Genomic DNA, 16,003 nt, shown 5'->3' on the forward strand with positions numbered 1-16,003 from the left:
TGGCACTGGCCGCGGCCGCCGTGGGCGGCACCGCCACCGACGCCGCCGCGGCCGTGCCGCAGGACGGGTCCGAGGCGCGCTTGCAGGACACCGCGCATACCCGCGCCTATTTCGCCGCCGCCCGGTTCTGACCCGGACGCCAGCCTAAGAGGCCGGCGGGACAGGGCCCGCAGACCGGCCAGCCAGGTCCGCCCCCGGGGCGGAACCCAGCAACGGAGGGAACGATGCTTCGCAAGAAATCCACAGGCACCGTCCAGCGCAGCGCGCGGACCGGCCTGCTGTCCGACATTACCGGCGCCGCCGTCGACCGCCGCGCCTTCCTGCGCGGCTCCGGCCTCGCCATCGGCGGCCTGGCCGCGATCGGCGCCACCGGCGGCGCGGTCACCCCGGCCAGCGCCGACGAGGCGGTGCGCGGTGCCGTCGAGACGGTGAAGACCGTCTGCACCCACTGCTCGGTGGGCTGCACGGTGATCGCCGAGACCGCCAACGGCGTCTGGGTCGGCCAGGAGCCGGGCTGGGACAGCCCGTTCAACCTCGGCGCGCATTGCGCCAAGGGCGCCTCGGTGCGCGAGCACACGCATGGCGAACGCCGGCTCAAGTACCCGATGAAGAAGGAAGGCGGCGAATGGGTCCGCATGTCCTGGGCCGACGCGATCAACGAGATCGGCGACAAGATGCTCGCCATCCGCGAAGAGAGCGGCCCGGATTCGGTCTACTGGCTGGGCTCGGCCAAGCATAACAACGAACAGGCCTACCTGTTCCGCAAGTTCGCCGCCTACTGGGGGACCAACAACGTCGACCACCAGGCGCGGATCTGCCACTCCACCACGGTGGCCGGGGTTGCCAACACATGGGGCTACGGCGCCATGACCAACTCCTACAACGACATCCACCTGTCGCGGGCGATCTTCGTGATCGGCGGCAACCCGGCGGAGGCGCACCCGGTCTCGCTCCAGCACATCCTGAAGGCCAAGGAGCAGAACAACGCCCCGCTGATCGTCTGCGATCCGCGCTTCACCCGGACCGCGGCGCATGCCGACGAATATGTCCGCTTCCGGCCCGGCACCGATGTGGCGCTGGTCTGGGGCATCCTGTGGCACATCTTCGAGAACGGCTGGGAGGACAAGGAGTTCATCCGCACCCGGGTCTGGGGCATGGACGAGATCCGTGCCGAGGTGGCCAAGTACACCCCCGAAGAGGTCGAGCGCATCACCGGCACGCCCGGCAGCCAGCTCGAGCGGGTGGCCCGCACCATGGCCAACAACCGTCCCGGCACCGTGATCTGGTGCATGGGCGGCACCCAGCACACCAACGGCAACAACAACACCCGGGCCTACTGCATCCTGCAGCTGGCGCTCGGCAACATGGGCACCGCGGGCGGCGGCACCAACATCTTCCGCGGCCATGACAACGTGCAGGGCGCGACCGATCTCGGCGTGCTCGCCGACACCCTGCCCGGCTATTACGGCCTCTCCGACGGCTCCTGGGCGCACTGGGCCCGGGTCTGGGGCGAGGATCTGGAATGGCTGCGCGGCCGCTTCGCCGTGATGGCGGGCGACGGCGAGGACGGCAAAGACCGGATGATGATCAACGAGACCGGCATCCCGGTGTCGCGCTGGATCGACGGCGTCCTCGAGGACAAGGAGAACCTGACCCAGCCCGACAACACCCGGGCGATGGTGCTCTGGGGCCATGCCCCGAACTCGCAGACCCGCCTGCCGGAGATGAAGACGGCGATGGAGAAGCTCGACCTGATGGTCGTGGTCGATCCCTACCCGACCGTCTCGGCGATCATGCAGGACCGCACCGACGGCGTCTATCTGCTGCCGGCGGCCACGCAGTTCGAGACCTACGGCTCGGTCACCGCGTCGAACCGGTCGCTGCAATGGCGCGAGAAGGTGGTCGACCCGATCTTCGAGAGCCTGCCGGATCACACCATCCTCAAGCTGTTCGCGGACAAGTTCGGTTTCACCGACCGCATGTTCCGCAACATCGAGGTCAACGGCGACGAGCCGCTGATCGAGGACCTGACCCGCGAGTTCAACAAGGGCATGTGGACCATCGGCTATACCGGCCAGTCGCCGGAGCGGATGCGCACCCACATGCAGAACCAGCACACCTTCGACAAGACCACGCTGCGCGCCAATGGCGGTCCGGCGGACGGCGACTATTACGGTCTGCCGTGGCCGGCCTGGGGCACCGCGGAGATGAACCATCCGGGGTCGCCGAACCTCTATGACATCTCCAAGCCGGTGGCCGAGGGCGGCATGGGCTTCCGCGCCCGCTTCGGCGTGGAGCGCGACGGCGAGAACCTGCTGGCCGAGGGCGTCTACCCGGTGGGCTCCGAGATCCAGGACGGCTATCCCGAGTTCACCATGCAGATGCTGATCGATCTCGGCTGGGACGGCGATCTCACCGCCGAGGAGCGGTCGGTCATCGAGCAGGTGGCGGGCTATGTCCGCGAGGAGGAAAAGCAGGCCGGACAGAACGGCGAGGGCCAGACCGATGTCGGCGAGCAGTCGCAGACCGGCCCCTACCCGTCCGACTACGCCGAGAAGGTCGGCGGGGTGAACTGGAAGACCGACCTTTCGGGCGGCATCCAGCGCGTCGCGATCAAGCATGGCTGCGCCCCCTACGGCAACGCCAAGGCCCGCGCCGTGGTCTGGACCTTCCCGGACCCGGTGCCGATCCACCGCGAGCCGCTCTACACGCCGCGCTACGACCTGGTGGCCGATTACCCGACCTACGAGGACAAGAAGTTCTGGCGGGTGCCGACCATGTATGCCTCGATCCAGAAGACCGACTTCTCGAAGGACTTCCCGATCACCCTCACCTCCGGACGCCTGGTGGAATACGAGGGCGGCGGCGACGAGACCCGGTCGAACCCGTGGCTCGCCGAGCTGCAGCAGGACATGTTCATCGAGGTCAATCCGCGCGACGCCAACAACCTCGGCATCCGCGACGGCGCGATGGTCTGGGTCGAGGGCCCGGAGGGCGGCCGGATCAAGGTCAAGTCGCTGGTGACCGAACGGGTGGCGCCCGGCGTGGCCTTCATGCCGTTCCACTTCGGCGGCTTCTGGCAAGGCGAGGACCGGCGGTCCTACTACCCCGAGGGCGCCGATCCCTACGTGTTGGGGGAATCCACCAACACCGCCCAGACCTATGGCTACGACAGCGTCACGCAGATGCAGGAAACCAAGGCCACCCTGTGCAAGATCGTGGCAGCGTAAGGAGTTAACGACATGGCACGCGCTAAATTTCTCTGCGACGCCGAACGCTGCATCGAATGCAACGCCTGCGTCACCGCCTGCAAGAACGAGCACGAGGTGCCCTGGGGGATCAACCGCCGCCGCGTGGTGACGATCCAGGACGGCAATCCGGGCGAGCGGTCGATATCGGTCGCCTGCATGCACTGCTCGGACGCGCCCTGCATGGCCGTCTGCCCGGTGGACTGCTTCTACCAGACCGCCGACGGCATCGTGCTGCATTCCAAGGATCTGTGCATCGGCTGCGGCTACTGCTTCTACGCCTGCCCGTTCGGCGCGCCGCAATACCCGCAGGCCGGCAATTTCGGCTCCCGCGGCAAGATGGACAAGTGCACCTTCTGCGCCGGCGGCCCCGAGGAGAACAACTCCTCCGCCGAGTTCAACAAGTACGGCCGCAACCGGATCGCCGAGGGCAAGCTGCCGATCTGCGCCGAGATGTGCTCGACCAAGGCATTGCTGGCCGGCGACGGCGACGTCGTCTCGGGGATCTACCGCGAACGCGTGGTGGCCCGCGGCTTCGGTTCCGGCGCCTGGGGCTGGGGCACCGCCTACGACCAGAAGGGCGGCTGAGCCGCGCCACGGTCGCACAGGCCCGGAGGGTCCCGCCCGCGCGGGTCCCCCACCCGTCATCCCGGCGGCGCGGAAACGCGCCGCCGGTCCGGTTTGACCGGCGCGCCCGCCGCCCGGTCTGAAAGGACGTAGTCTGCGGCCCGCCCGCGGAGGAGATCATGATGAACCCGCTTCTGCGATGCCTCGCCATCCTGTCGCTCGCGCTGGGACTGGCCGCTCCGGCCGCCGCCCAGAGCGTCGAGACGCCCGAATCCGTCGCCCCCGCCACCGAGGGCACCACGCCGACGCTGGAGGACATCCTGCGCCGCCAGGAGGGCCAGCGCGTCGGTCCCGGCGGCCGCGACGAACTGGTCGGCCGCGACGTCTCGCCGGACGGGGCGCTGGGCCCGCTCGGCACCCTCGGCGGCTCCTCGGACGCCGATCTGTGGCGCGCCTTCCGCTTCGACCAGCGCGAGATGCGGACCCAGGACCGTGGCCCCGCCGCCGACGTCATCATGCAGGACCGCGGCATGTGGTGGCTGGAGTTTCGCCGTGGCCCGCTGATCACCTATGGCGGCTGGCTGCTGCTCGGCACCATCACGCTGCTGGCGCTGTTCTACTTGGTCAAGGGGCGGATCCGCATCCATGGTCCCAAGACCGGGCGCCGCATCCCGCGCTTCCGCTGGGTCGAGCGCTTCACCCACTGGGTGCTGGCGGGCTCCTTCCTGGCGCTGGCGATCACCGGGCTGTTCACCCTGATGGGCCGGCAATACATGATCCCGTGGATGGGCCGCGAGCTCTACGCCGACCTCGCCCTGGCCTCGAAATGGGTCCACAACAACATTTCCTGGGCCTTCATGATCGCGCTGGTCGTGGTCTTCGTGATGTGGGTCCGCCACAACCTGCCCGACCGCACCGACGTGAAATGGATCCTCGCCGGCGGCGGCTTCATCGGCAAGGGCCACCCGCCGGCGAAGAAGTTCAACTTCGGCCAGAAGCTGATCTTCTGGTCGGTGATCGTGCTCGGCGCCTCGGTCTCGGCCTCCGGCCTGTCGCTGCTCTTCCCCTTCGACCTGCCGATGTTCGCGCCCACCTTCGAGAAGGTGAACGCGCTCGGCCTGCCGGAACTGGCCGGCGCCGGGCAGCTGCCGACCGCGCTCAGCCCGCAGGCCGAGATGCAGTTCGCGCAGCTCTGGCACGCCATCGTGGCCTTCGTCTTCATGGCCATCATCATCGCCCACATCTACATCGGCACGCTGGGCATGGAAGGCGCCTGGGACGCCATGAGCCGCGGCGACGTGGAAGAGCAATGGGCCCGCGAGCACCATTCGCTCTGGGCCGAGAAGAAGCTCGCCGAGGGGGATGTCGCACCCTCCGGGGCGACGCCCGCGGAATGACCCGGACCGGCGCTGCCGCAGCCGCGGCCCGGGGCCGCCGCCCCGCCCTCTGGGCGCTGGCCCTGGCGGCGGCGCCCGGCCTCACGGCCGGACCCACCCTGGCCTCCGAGGCGGTCACGCTGGCCGGCCATGGCGGGCCGGTGATGGCGATCGCGGTGGCCCCGGACGGCGCCGTGGCCTCGGCCAGCTTCGACAATTCCGTGGGGCTCTGGAGCGATGACGGCACGCCGCGCTGGCTCGACGGCCACGAGGCGGCGGTCAACAGCGTGACCTTCGCGCCCGACGGGTCGCTGGTCTCCGGCGCCGACGATTTCGACGTCATCCACTGGAGCCCCGACGGCGCGCCGGCGGAACGGCTCGAGGGCCATGCCGGCAAGGTCGCGGCGGTGGCAGCCGATCTGGCCGGCATCGCCTCGGCAAGCTGGGACGGCACGATCGGGCTCTGGCCCGCCGGGGGCGGCGCGCCACGCTTCCTCGACGCCCATGACGGCGCGGTCAACGACGTGGTGCTCTCCGACGACGGGGCGCGGCTCTACTCCGCCTCCGCCGACGGCACGCTCAGGGTCTGGGACCGCGCCAGCGGCACCGAGACCGCGCGGCTGGTGGAGCACGGCTTCGGTCTCAACGTGCTGGCGCTGGACGAGGCCGCGGGCTGGCTGGCCTACGGCGCGGTCGACGGCGTGACCCGCATCGTCGATCTCGACGGCGCCCCGCTGGCCGACCTGTCGCTGGAACGGCGGCCCATCCTGGCGCTCGCGGTCTCGCCCGCGGGCGACCGGCTCGCGGTCGGCGACGGCGAGGGCTACATCATGGTGGTGACCACCGCCGACTGGTCGGTGGAGCGCGATTTCCGCGCCGCGCTCAGCGGCCCGATCTGGGCGCTGGCCTTCTCGCCGGACGGCGCCACGCTCTACGCCGCGGGGCTCGACGCCGCGGTGCATGGCTGGCCGGTGGGCACGCTCGACGCCCAGGCGCCGATGCCCACGGGCGGCGAGAGCTTCCTCGCCGACCCGGCGACGATGTCGAACGGCGAGCGGCAGTTCATGCGCAAATGCTCGATCTGCCACACCCTGACCCCCGGCAGCGCCCGCCGCGCCGGGCCCACCTTGCACGCGCTGTTCGGCCGCAAGGCCGGCACGGTGCCCGATTACATCTATTCCGAGGCGCTGGCGCAATCGGACCTGGTCTGGGACGAGGAGAGCGTCGCCGCTCTGTTCGAGATCGGTCCGCTGCATTACGTGCCGGGAACCAAGATGCCCATGCAGCGCATCACCTCGGCCCAGGACCGGGCCGATCTGGTCGCTTATCTGCGCCGCGCCACCGCGGCCAAGGAGACACTCGAATGAAAGTCATGCTCACCGGTTTCGTGGCCGCCCTGGTTCTGTCCGGCGTCGCCTATCTGGTGCTCGATGCCCTCGACTACACCGCTGCCGAACGCGTCGTCTCGGACAGCGTGCGGCTGGGCGATGCCGGCCCCGAGGACGAGAACCTGATCGACCTGCCGGAGTGATGCCGGCGCGCCGGGCGCGCGCCGCGGCTCAGATCTTGCCCTCGTCCGGGCGCACCACCTCGACGGCCTCTTCCTCGGCCTCCTCGGCGGCCTCGGCGCTCTTCTCGCGGGAGGCATGGGGGCCGGCGAGGAACAAAGCCGTGGTGCGGTAGCGCGGCACGTGATCGCAGAAGACCCGGATGGCGATCAGCACCGGCACTGCCACGAACATGCCGATCACCGACCAGGCCCAGCCCCAGAACGCCACTGCGAGGAACACCACGACCGGGTTCAGTTCAAGCCGGCGCCCCACCGTGTAGGGGGTGATCAGCTGGCCCTCGATGCTGGTCAGCGCCAGGAAGCCGCCGGCGGCGAGGAAGGCCTGGCTCACCGTGTCGAGCTGGATCACCCCGATCCCGAAGGTGATGGCGGCGCCCAGCACCGCGCCGATATAGGGGATGAAGTTGAGCAAAAAGCCCATCACCCCGAAAAGCAGCGGGTTCGGCATGCCGACGCCCCAGAGCATCACCCCGATCGCCACCCCGAGGCCGAAATTGATCAGCGTGATGGTCAGAAAGTAGCGGCTGAGCTGGCGCTCGATGTCGTAGGCGATGCCGATGGCGCGCCGCTTGTCGGCGAAGGTCGGGTTGGCCTGCACGATCTTCTCGTAGAACAGGTTGCCCGAGGCCATCAGGAAGAACAGCAGCACCAGGGTGAAGATCACCTGCGCCAGCACCGACGGCGCGCTCAGCGCCACCCGGGTGACCAGGTCGGGCCCCTGCTGGACCACCACCTTCTCGGGATCGCCGGGCTTCTCCTCGCCGGCCAGTTCGTCGACCTTCTCGCCAGCCTCGGCCACCGTTTCGAGCATCTCGCTCAGGCCGCGCAGCTTGTACTCCACCTCGCGCACCAGTTCCGGCCCGCGGGTGGCGTAATCCTGCACCGGGGTGGACAGCGCCATGGCCACCGCGCCGACGCCGACGAAAAGCGACAGCACCACCAGCGCCGAGGTGATCGCCGGCGGCACGCCGCGCCGCGTGGCCCAGCGCCGCACCGGGGCGAAGGTCAGGTTCAGCAGCAGCGCCAGCAGCACCGGCATCAGGAAGGAGCGGGCCGCGACCAGCGCCGCCACAGCCGCGATCAGCGCGATCAGCACGACCGCCGGCTGCACCCGCCGCTGCGAGGCGACGTGGATCGGCGGCGCGGCGGGCGGATCCTCGTGACCCTCCGCCGACCGGCCGTCCTCACTGGAAGCATTGTCCCCTGTCCGGGCCATCAACGCGTGTTCCCTCCGACAGGCGGGAGCCTGTCCACCGGGGAGGAAAGTCGCCAGGGGCTGCTCCGGTTCCGCGCGAATCCGTGCCAGCGCGCGGAGCGGGGAAGGACTCAGGTGTTGAAGAGAAAGTGCAGCACGTCGCCGTCCTGCACCCGGTAGGCCTTGCCCTCGGCGCGCATCTTGCCGGCCTCCTTGGCCGGCTGCTCGCCGCCGAGCGCGACGTAATCGTCGTAGGAGATGGTCTCGGCGCGGATGAAGCCCTTCTCGAAATCGCCGTGGATCACGCCCGCCGCCTGCGGCGCCAGCGTGCCCTGCGGGATGGTCCAGGCGCGCGCCTCCTTGGGCCCCACGGTGAAATAGGTCTCGAGCTTCAGAAGCCCGTAGCCGGCCTTGATCAGGCGGTCGAGGCCGGGCTCCTCGAGGCCCATCTCGGACAGGAACATCTCCGCCTCCTCGGCCTCGAGCTGGCTGATCTCCTCCTCGATCTTGGCCGAGATCACCACATGGGCGTTGCCCTGATCGGCCGCCATCCTGGCCACCGCCTCGGAATGGGCGTTGCCGGAGGCGGACTCGTCCTCGGAGACGTTGCAGACATAGAGCACCGGCTTGGTGGTCAGCAGCTGCAGCATGCGCCAGGCCTTGGCGTCCTCGGCATCGACCGCCACGGTGCGCGCCGGGCGCCCCGCCTCCAGCGCCGCCATGGCGGCCTTCAGGAGCCGCTCCTGCTGCACCGCGTCCTTGTCGCCGCCACGCACCTTGCGCGTGAGGTTCGCCATCCGCTTCTCGATCGATTCCATGTCGGCGATCATCAGCTCGGTCTCGATGGTCTCGGCATCGGCCACCGGGTCGACGCGGTCCTCGACATGGGTGACGTCGCCGTCCTCGAAGCAGCGCAGCACATGCGCGATGGCGTCGACCTCGCGGATATTGGCGAGGAACTGGTTGCCGAGCCCCTCGCCCTTCGAGGCGCCCTTCACCAGGCCCGCGATGTCGACGAAGGTCAGCCGGGTCGGGATCACCTGCCGCGACTTGGCGATCCCGGCCAGCCGGTCGAGCCGGGCATCGGGCACCGCCACGTCGCCGACATTGGGCTCGATGGTGCAGAACGGGAAATTCGCCGCCTGCGCCGCCGCGGTGCGGGTCAGCGCGTTGAACAGGGTCGACTTGCCGACATTCGGCAGACCCACGATTCCCATCCGGAAGCCCATCTCGATCCTCGCTCGCTGAAGGTTCGGGGGCTTCTAGGCGCCGGGGCGGCGCGGCGCAAGGGTGCGGGGCTGCGGCGCGGGCGGCGAGGGCGCGAGGGGCGCGGCCCCTCTTGGCCGCCCGGGGCGGCCAATTCACCCCGGGATATTTCCGCTCAGAAGAAGGACGGGGCGGGGTCGAAGCGGTAGCCGAAGCGGGCGATGTCCTCGGCGCAGAGCGCGGCCAGGCGCTCGGCATCGGCGGCGCTGTAATAGCGCCGCCAGTCGGGGTGGCGCTCGGAGCGGTTCGCGCGGCCGACCTCGAGGCGGAAGCCCAGATGCGCCTCCAGAGGGGCTAGGTCGGTGGCGAGATGCTCGAGCCGGATCCAGTGGCTGGCGCGCTCGGTGCCGGTGACGTCGCGCAGATAGGCGCCGTAGGGGTTGGCGCGGAAGCCGCGCGCGGTCACCGGGTGGGCGAGGAAATCCGAGAAGGCCAGGCGCTGCGCCAGCGGCACGGCCGGGTGGTCGAAGCGCTGCGCCCGCAGCCAGTGATAATAGCTCACCGCGCGGTCCCACGGGTTGCGCACCAGCGCGAAGGTGAAATGCCCGGCGATCTCCTCGGGGCTCAGCACGCCGTCGAGATCGGCCAGGGTGGCGTGTTTCCAGAGCCGGCCGCGCGCCGCCAGGCGCAGCACCCGGGCGCGGCGGCGGCGCGCCTTCGAGGTGTCGCCGATCAGGATGTCGGCGGCCATGGCGCGCGCCTCCAGCGCCCGGGCGAGCGCCGTGCCGCCGGTTTTCGGGATATGCACGAAGATGTAGCGCCGGCCGGGCGAGATGATCATGGCGCCACCCTAGCCGGCGCCGGCGCGGCGCGGAAGCGTCGGAGGAGGGCTCTTGCGCGGCCCGGCGAAGCGCCGCATCCTGCCCGCCGCGGAACGCGCAGCGGGAGGAGAACGCGATGGGCTGGCTGGCCGACGAAACCGGGCTCGGGAAGCGGGCCGCGAATTACGCGCCCCTGACGCCGCTGTCCTTCCTCACCCGCGCGGCGGGGATCTGGCCGGACCGCGACGCGCTGGTCTATGGCGGCACGCGGCGCAGCTATGCCGAGCACCGGGCGCGCTGCAGCCGGCTGGCCTCGGCGCTGGCCGGGCTCGGAGTGCGCCCGGGCGACGTGGTGGCGACGCTCCTGCCCAACGTGCCGCCGCATGTCGAGGCGCATTTCGGCGTGCCGGCCTGCGGCGCGGTGCTGAACGCCATCAACACCCGGCTCGACCCCGACACCGTGGCCTATATCCTCGACCATGGCGGCGCCCGGGTGCTGCTGGCCGACAGCCAGTTCCTGGGCCTCGCCCAAGACGCCCTGGCCCGCATGACGGGTCCGGCGCCGCGCCTCGTCGAGGTGCCCGATGCCGAGGCCGGGATCGCCGCCTCCGGCGCGCATCCGACCTACGAGGAGCTGCTCGCGGGGGGCGATCCGGATGTCGCCTGGGTGATGCCCGAGGACGAGTGGGAGAGCCTGGCGCTGAACTACACGTCGGGGACCACCGGGCGGCCCAAGGGCGTGGTCTACCATCACCGCGGCGCCTATCTGAACGCCATGGGCCAGGTGCTGTCCTGGCGCATGGTGCTGAACCCGGTCTACCTGACCATCGTGCCGCTCTTCCATTGCAACGGCTGGTGCCACAGCTGGATGATGCCGGCGGTGGGCGGCACCATCGTCTGCTGCCGCGAGATCCGCGCCAAGCCGATCTACGACGCCATCGCCGACGAGGGCGTGACGCATTTCGGCGGCGCGCCGATCGTGCTGAACACCCTGATCAACGCCCCCGAGAGCGAGCGGCGCGCCTTCGACCACGTGGTCGAGGTGTTCACCGCCGGCGCCCCGCCCGCCCCGGCGACGCTGAAGCGGATCGAGCCGCTGGGCTTCAACGTGACCCATGTCTACGGCCTCACCGAGACCTACGGCCCGGCCACCGAATGCTGCTGGCAGGACGCCTGGGACGGGTTCGAGGGCGACGAGCGGGCGCGGATCAAGGCGCGCCAGGGCGTCGGCATGCCGTTCATGGAGGCCAACACCGTGCTCGACCCCGAGACCCTGGCGCCGGTGCCCCGCGACGGCGCCACCCAGGGCGAGATCATGTATCGCGGCAACGGCGTGATGAAGGGCTATTACCGCAACCCCGAGGCCACCGAGAAGGATTTCGCCGGCGGCTGGTTCCATACCGGCGACCTCGCCGTGCTGGAGGCGGACGGCTATATCCGCATCGCCGACCGCGCCAAGGACATCATCATCTCGGGCGGCGAGAACATTTCCTCGGTCGAGGTCGAGGGCGTGCTGATGGGGCACGACGCGGTCAGCCTCTGCGCCGTGGTCGCCCAGCCGGACGAGAAATGGGGCGAGGTGCCCTGCGCCTTCGTCGAGCTGAAGGACGGCGCGACGCTCGACGAGGCCGAGCTGATCGCCTGGACGCGCGAGCGACTGGCCGGGTTCAAGACCCCGAAACGGGTGGTGTTCGACGAATTGCCGAAGACCTCGACGGGGAAGATCCAGAAGTTCCAGCTGCGCGCGCGGGCCCGCGAGGTGTGAGCGGAGGTCGAGGGGCGCTGCCCCTCTTGGCCGCCGGGGGCGGCCAATTCACCCCGGGATATTTCCGCTCAGAAGAAGCTGGGGGGCGGTCAGAGGCGGGCGCGGGTGGTGCGGAAGGCGGCGAGCACCGCGTCGCGGCTCTGGCCGCTGTCCTGGGCCAGCCGCTTGAGGCCGAAATGGACCTGCGCCATCTCCTGGTAATAGGAGGTGTAGGCGTAGTTGGTGGCGGCCCCCGCAGCGGCGCCGATCACCGGCACGGTCTGGGCGGCGAGCTTCTGGCCCAGCACCGTGGCGAGGCGCGGCGCCACCTTGCCGATCAGCCCGTGCACCGTCGCCCCGGTCAGGGTGATGCGGGCCGACAGGAAGGCCATGTCGACGCCGTCATCGGCCTCCAGCGGGCCGGCGCTGCCGAAGACGGCGAGGCATTCCTTCTGGATCTCCGGATCGGCCGGGTCGAAGCCGTGTTCGGCGGCGATGCCCTGGATGGCGCGCAGCAGCACCGTCACCGTGACCGGCAGCTCCGCCAGCGCGGTGGGCAGGCCGCCGGCGCCGCCGGCGGCGCCCATGGCGGTGGCGATGGCGGTGTTCAGCCAGCCCTTCTGGTCGGGCACCACGCCGCGGCTGCCGGCGGCGGCGCGCATCGCCACCTCGAGCGCCCGCGTGGTGGCCTCCTCGAGGCGGTCCTTGACGCGGTCGGGCAGCCGCTCCAGCAGGTTCTCGGCCTGGCTGCCGATGACGTTGAGGACCTGCAGCCCGACGCCCCCCGCGGCGCGGTGGCGCCGCGCCAGCCGGGTCAGGTCGGCGTCGAACGTGGCCGTGGCCAAGGCGGTGCCGGTCATGATGCCCCCTCGCATTTGTCCTCGGCCACAAGATCGGTCGCCGGGCCGGCGCTTTCAATGGCCGGCCGCACCGGGCCGCCCTGTCCCGCCCAGGCGCCGGGCGCCAGGTCGAGCGCCAGCACCCGCTCCGGATTGGTCGGCGGCGGCATCTCGACATTGTCGATGCGGGCGAAGCCGAAGCGGGAATAATAGGGCGCGTCGCCCACCAGCAGCACCCGTTCCCAGCCGGCGGCGCGGGCCGTGGCGAGGCTGTCGCGGATCAGCGCCGCGCCGAGGCCCTCGCCCTGCGCGGTGGGGTGCACCGCGACCGGCCCGAGGAGCAGCGCCGCGGCCTCGCCCACCCGCACCGGCCAGTAGCGGATGGCGCCGCCGAGGATGCCGGTTCCGTCCCAGCGCGCCACCCGGCAGAGCGCGGCCACCGGCGGCACGCCCTCGCGCAGGCGGTAGGAGGACAGCGCCGCCCGGCCCGGCGCGAAGCACAGGTCGAACAGGGCCTCGACCTCCCAGGCATCCTCCGCGTTTTCCTGCCTGATGCGATACACGCCCGCCCGCCCCGCTTCCGGTTCGACATTCCGCCTAGCATGGGGCTAAGTCTCGGGCAAACCGGAACCCCGTGAAGGAGAGACGCGATGTTCTATCGCCCCGAGGACGGCCACGGCCTGCCCCACAACCCGTTCAACGCCGTCGTCACCCCCCGCCCCATCGGCTGGATCTCGACCCGCGGCGCCGACGGGCAGGAAAACCTCGCGCCGTATTCGTTCTTCAACGCCGTGGCCTACGTGCCGCCGCAGGTGATGTTCGCCTCGACCTCGGCGAAAGAGGATCGCGGCGACACCAAGGACAGCGTCGCCCATATCCGCGAGACCGAAGTGTTCTGCGTCAACATCGTCGAATACGAGATGCGCGACGTGATGAACCGCACCTCGGGCGACTGGGCCCGCGATGTCGACGAGTTCGACCTGGCCGGGATCGAGCGCGCTCCCTGCGAGGCCATCGCCTGCTCGCGCGTGGCGCGCGCCCCGGCCAACCTCGAATGCCGCCTGACCGAGATCGTCAAGCTGCCGGGCGAGGCCAATTACGTGGTCTTCGGCGAAGTGGTGGGCGTGCATCTGCGCGACGATTGCATCCGCGACGGCCAGTTCGACGTGCTGGCCTTCAACCCGCTCTCGCGCATGGGCTACCGCGACTACACCGTGGTGCGCGAGAAATTCTCGCTGAAGCGCCCGGGGGAATGAGCCGGCGCCGCGGCCGGCCGCCGGCGGCCCTTCCGCGCGCCGCGGAGCGGCCTATGGTGGCCGGTGAGCGACGGCCAGGACATCAGGAGGCGGCATGACCCTCGGCATCATCGGCGGATCGGGTCTCTATGACCTGCCGGGCTTCGAAGACGCGCAGTGGCAGAGCGTGGAGACGCCCTGGGGGGCGCCCTCGGACGCCATCCTGACGGGTCGGCTGGGCGGCTGCGACCTGGCCTTCCTGCCGCGCCACGGCCGCGGCCATAGGCTGTCGCCCTCCGAGGTGCCCTACCGGGCCAATATCGACGCCCTGAAGCGGCTCGGCGTCACCCGGATCGTCAGCCTGTCGGCCTGCGGGTCGTTCCGCGCGGAGATGCGGCCCGGGGATTTCGTCCTCGTCGACCAGTTCATCGACCGCACCCGCGACCGCCCGGCCTCGTTCTTCGGCTCGGGCTGCGTGGCGCATGTCTCGCTGGCCCATCCGACCTGCCCGCATCTCGCCGCCGCGGCCGGCGCCGCCGCGCGCTCGGCCGGCGTCACCGTGCACGAGGGCGGCACCTACCTCGCCATGGAAGGCCCGCAATTCTCCACCCTCGCCGAGAGCCGGCTCTACCGCGAGGTCTGGGGCGCCGACGTCATCGGCATGACCAACATGCCCGAGGCGCGGCTCGCCCGGGAGGCCGAGATCTGCTACGCGCCGGTCGCCATGGTGACCGATTACGATTGCTGGCATCCCGACCACGACGCGGTCGAGGTCGCCGAGATCGTCGCCACACTGGCGGCCAATGCCCGCCATGCCCGGGCCGCCGCCGCGGCCCTGCCCGAGGCCGCGTCGCGGCTCGCCGCGCCCTGCCCGGCGGGCTGCCACCGCGCGCTCGACCACGCCCTCATCACCGCGCCCGCCGCCCGCGATCCCGGGCTTCTCGCTCGGCTCGACGCGGTGGCGGGGCGCGTCCTCTCCGCTCCCGAAGAAGGCCCAGACCATGCCTGAGACCCGCCGCCCGGCCGCCCGGCCCGATGTCCGCGACTACATCCGCACCATCGTCGACTTCCCGCACGAGGGCATCCAGTTCCGCGACGTGACCACGCTGTTCGCCGATCCGCGCGGCTTCCGCATGGCCATCGACCAGCTGCTGCACCCCTATGCCGGGCTGCGCTTCGACAAGGTGGTGGGCCTCGAGGCGCGCGGCTTCATCCTCGGCGGCGCGGTGGCGCACCAGCTCTCCGCCGGCTTCGTGCCGATCCGCAAGAAGGGCAAGCTGCCCGGCGCGGTGATCTCCGAGGCCTACCAGCTGGAATACGGCGAGGCGGTGGTCGAGGTGCATGACGACGCCATCGCTCCCGGCGAGCGCATCCTGCTGGTCGACGACCTGCTGGCCACCGGCGGCACCGCCGAGGCCGGGATCAAGCTGATCGAACGTCTCGGCGGCACGGTGATGGGCTGCGCCTTCATCGTCGACCTGCCCGATCTCGGCGGCCGCGCCCGGCTCGAGCGGCTGGGCCACGAGGTCCACGCGCTCTGCGCCTTCGAGGGCGACTGAGCCGCCGCCCACCGGCGCGCGGGCGGCGGCCGGACGGCCGGCGCCAAGCGCCAAGGCAGCCCCCCGTGCGAAGCGCCCGACGGCCCGGCCGGAACGAAAAAAGGCCCCGCCGATGGCGGGGCCCCGAAAGGCGTGGCCGTGATCGCGGATCACTCCGCGGTGGCGTCCTCGGCCTCGAGCCGGGCGCGGTCGGCGGCGCCCTTGGCGGCCGGGTCGCGGTCGACGAACTCGATGATCGCCATCGGCGCCATGTCGCCATAGCGGAAGCCGGCCTTCATGATGCGCAGGTAGCCGCCCTGACGGTCGGCCAGGCGCGGGCCCAGCACGTCGAAGAGCTTGGCGACGTGGATGTCCTGCTTGAGCTGCGCGGCCGCCAGGCGGCGGGCATGCAGGTCGCCGCGCTTGGCCAGGGTGACCAGCTTCTCGACGATCGGGCGCAGTTCCTTGGCCTTCGGCAGGGTGGTCTTGATCTGCTCGTGCTCGATCAGCGAGCCGGCCATGTTGGCCCACAGCGCCTTGCGGTGCTCGTGGGTGCGGTTGAGGCGGCGATAACCCCGTGCGTGACGCATTGTCTTACTCCTAGGTCGTGTTTTGCTTTGTCAGGCGGCCCATGCGTGCGGACCGCTCACCTTGGGGCCGGATG

15 protein-coding genes are annotated in these 16,003 nt (G+C 70.7%); 9 read left to right on the forward strand and 6 right to left on the reverse strand.

The features are described from left to right. Window positions 1-224: 224 nt before the first annotated feature. From ACXYMW_RS03935 to ACXYMW_RS03955, 5 genes are all read left to right on the forward strand, one after another. Complete coding sequence (locus tag ACXYMW_RS03935; protein ID WP_459033991.1) at window positions 225-3,230, forward strand: formate dehydrogenase subunit alpha; 3,006 nt, start codon at window positions 225-227, stop codon at window positions 3,228-3,230. Window positions 3,231-3,242: 12 nt separating this feature from the next. Continuing rightward, window positions 3,243-3,836 (forward strand): formate dehydrogenase FDH3 subunit beta, encoded by a 594-nt coding sequence (gene fdh3B / locus ACXYMW_RS03940; RefSeq protein ID WP_459033992.1) that lies wholly within the window; start codon window positions 3,243-3,245, stop codon window positions 3,834-3,836. Window positions 3,837-3,994: 158 nt separating this feature from the next. Continuing rightward, the gene (locus tag ACXYMW_RS03945) at window positions 3,995-5,212 is read left to right on the forward strand and encodes a formate dehydrogenase subunit gamma (RefSeq protein WP_459033993.1); all 1,218 of its coding nucleotides are present in this window, start codon (window positions 3,995-3,997) and stop codon (window positions 5,210-5,212) included. Further along, a complete protein-coding gene (locus tag ACXYMW_RS03950) occupies window positions 5,209-6,558 on the forward strand; it encodes a c-type cytochrome (RefSeq protein WP_459033994.1) in 1,350 nt (449 codons plus the stop codon). Before ACXYMW_RS03945 ends, ACXYMW_RS03950 begins: the two co-directional genes overlap by 4 nt. Further along, window positions 6,555-6,722 (forward strand): hypothetical protein, encoded by a 168-nt coding sequence (locus ACXYMW_RS03955; RefSeq protein WP_459033995.1) that lies wholly within the window; start codon window positions 6,555-6,557, stop codon window positions 6,720-6,722. Before ACXYMW_RS03950 ends, ACXYMW_RS03955 begins: the two co-directional genes overlap by 4 nt. A 28-nt stretch (window positions 6,723-6,750) precedes the next feature. Here ACXYMW_RS03955 and ACXYMW_RS03960 read toward each other — a convergent pair whose 3' ends face one another. From ACXYMW_RS03960 to ACXYMW_RS03970, 3 genes are all read right to left on the reverse strand, one after another. Beyond that, window positions 6,751-7,977: an AI-2E family transporter gene (locus ACXYMW_RS03960; protein ID WP_459033996.1), complete on the reverse strand. Its 1,227-nt coding sequence runs from the start codon at window positions 7,975-7,977 to the stop codon at window positions 6,751-6,753. 110 nt (window positions 7,978-8,087) lie between these two features. Next, window positions 8,088-9,185 (reverse strand): redox-regulated ATPase YchF, encoded by a 1,098-nt coding sequence (ychF, locus tag ACXYMW_RS03965; protein ID WP_459033997.1) that lies wholly within the window; start codon window positions 9,183-9,185, stop codon window positions 8,088-8,090. 152 nt (window positions 9,186-9,337) lie between these two features. Continuing rightward, window positions 9,338-10,003 (reverse strand): sulfotransferase family 2 domain-containing protein, encoded by a 666-nt coding sequence (locus tag ACXYMW_RS03970; protein ID WP_459033998.1) that lies wholly within the window; start codon window positions 10,001-10,003, stop codon window positions 9,338-9,340. A gap of 116 nt (window positions 10,004-10,119) precedes the next feature. Here ACXYMW_RS03970 and ACXYMW_RS03975 point away from each other — a divergent pair, with 116 nt between their 5' ends. Then, window positions 10,120-11,748, forward strand: coding sequence for an AMP-binding protein (locus ACXYMW_RS03975; RefSeq protein ID WP_459033999.1), 1,629 nt, complete (start codon window positions 10,120-10,122; stop codon window positions 11,746-11,748). Window positions 11,749-11,837: 89 nt separating this feature from the next. On the opposite strand, the gene ACXYMW_RS03980 is transcribed toward ACXYMW_RS03975, so the two are convergent. Both ACXYMW_RS03980 and ACXYMW_RS03985 read right to left on the reverse strand, forming a co-directional pair. Then, on the reverse strand, window positions 11,838-12,587 hold the full coding sequence (locus tag ACXYMW_RS03980; protein ID WP_459034000.1) for an EcsC family protein: 750 nt from the start codon (window positions 12,585-12,587) through the stop codon (window positions 11,838-11,840). Then, a complete protein-coding gene (locus tag ACXYMW_RS03985) occupies window positions 12,584-13,129 on the reverse strand; it encodes a GNAT family N-acetyltransferase (protein ID WP_459034001.1) in 546 nt (181 codons plus the stop codon). The genes ACXYMW_RS03980 and ACXYMW_RS03985 overlap by 4 nt, the downstream gene beginning before the upstream one ends. Before the next feature lie 87 nt (window positions 13,130-13,216). Between ACXYMW_RS03985 and ACXYMW_RS03990 the strand changes: the two genes are divergently transcribed. From ACXYMW_RS03990 to ACXYMW_RS04000, 3 genes are all read left to right on the forward strand, one after another. Further along, on the forward strand, window positions 13,217-13,822 hold the full coding sequence (locus ACXYMW_RS03990; protein ID WP_459034002.1) for a flavin reductase family protein: 606 nt from the start codon (window positions 13,217-13,219) through the stop codon (window positions 13,820-13,822). Window positions 13,823-13,916: 94 nt separating this feature from the next. Continuing rightward, complete coding sequence (locus tag ACXYMW_RS03995; protein ID WP_459034003.1) at window positions 13,917-14,810, forward strand: S-methyl-5'-thioadenosine phosphorylase; 894 nt, start codon at window positions 13,917-13,919, stop codon at window positions 14,808-14,810. Beyond that, entirely contained in the window at window positions 14,803-15,360 is a 558-nt protein-coding gene (locus ACXYMW_RS04000; RefSeq protein ID WP_459034004.1) for an adenine phosphoribosyltransferase, read from the forward strand. The genes ACXYMW_RS03995 and ACXYMW_RS04000 overlap by 8 nt, the downstream gene beginning before the upstream one ends. Before the next feature lie 149 nt (window positions 15,361-15,509). Here the strand turns inward: ACXYMW_RS04000 and rplQ are convergent, their stop codons facing one another. Then, window positions 15,510-15,929, reverse strand: coding sequence for a 50S ribosomal protein L17 (rplQ, locus tag ACXYMW_RS04005; protein WP_459034005.1), 420 nt, complete (start codon window positions 15,927-15,929; stop codon window positions 15,510-15,512). Window positions 15,930-16,003: the final 74 nt, after the last annotated feature.

The sequence above is a fragment of the Roseivivax sp. CAU 1761 genome, assembly GCF_054482755.1.

Bases quoted from the DNA above. Each gene is read 5' to 3' on its own strand.
- ACXYMW_RS03990 (WP_459034002.1), top strand. From the start codon at position 13,217: ATGTTCTATCGCCCCGAGGACGGCCACGGCCTGCCCCACAACCCGTTC.
- ACXYMW_RS03960 (WP_459033996.1), bottom strand. From the start codon at position 7,977: ATGGCCCGGACAGGGGACAATGCTTCCAGTGAGGACGGCCGGTCGGCG.
- ACXYMW_RS03950 (WP_459033994.1), top strand. From the start codon at position 5,209: ATGACCCGGACCGGCGCTGCCGCAGCCGCGGCCCGGGGCCGCCGCCCC.
- fdh3B (WP_459033992.1), top strand. From the start codon at position 3,243: ATGGCACGCGCTAAATTTCTCTGCGACGCCGAACGCTGCATCGAATGC.
- ACXYMW_RS03935 (WP_459033991.1), top strand. From the start codon at position 225: ATGCTTCGCAAGAAATCCACAGGCACCGTCCAGCGCAGCGCGCGGACC.
- ACXYMW_RS03995 (WP_459034003.1), top strand. From the start codon at position 13,917: ATGACCCTCGGCATCATCGGCGGATCGGGTCTCTATGACCTGCCGGGC.
- rplQ (WP_459034005.1), bottom strand. From the start codon at position 15,929: ATGCGTCACGCACGGGGTTATCGCCGCCTCAACCGCACCCACGAGCAC.
- ACXYMW_RS03945 (WP_459033993.1), top strand. From the start codon at position 3,995: ATGATGAACCCGCTTCTGCGATGCCTCGCCATCCTGTCGCTCGCGCTG.
- ACXYMW_RS04000 (WP_459034004.1), top strand. From the start codon at position 14,803: ATGCCTGAGACCCGCCGCCCGGCCGCCCGGCCCGATGTCCGCGACTAC.
- ACXYMW_RS03970 (WP_459033998.1), bottom strand. From the start codon at position 10,003: ATGATCATCTCGCCCGGCCGGCGCTACATCTTCGTGCATATCCCGAAA.
- ACXYMW_RS03975 (WP_459033999.1), top strand. From the start codon at position 10,120: ATGGGCTGGCTGGCCGACGAAACCGGGCTCGGGAAGCGGGCCGCGAAT.
- ychF (WP_459033997.1), bottom strand. From the start codon at position 9,185: ATGGGCTTCCGGATGGGAATCGTGGGTCTGCCGAATGTCGGCAAGTCG.
- ACXYMW_RS03980 (WP_459034000.1), bottom strand. From the start codon at position 12,587: ATGACCGGCACCGCCTTGGCCACGGCCACGTTCGACGCCGACCTGACC.
- ACXYMW_RS03955 (WP_459033995.1), top strand. From the start codon at position 6,555: ATGAAAGTCATGCTCACCGGTTTCGTGGCCGCCCTGGTTCTGTCCGGC.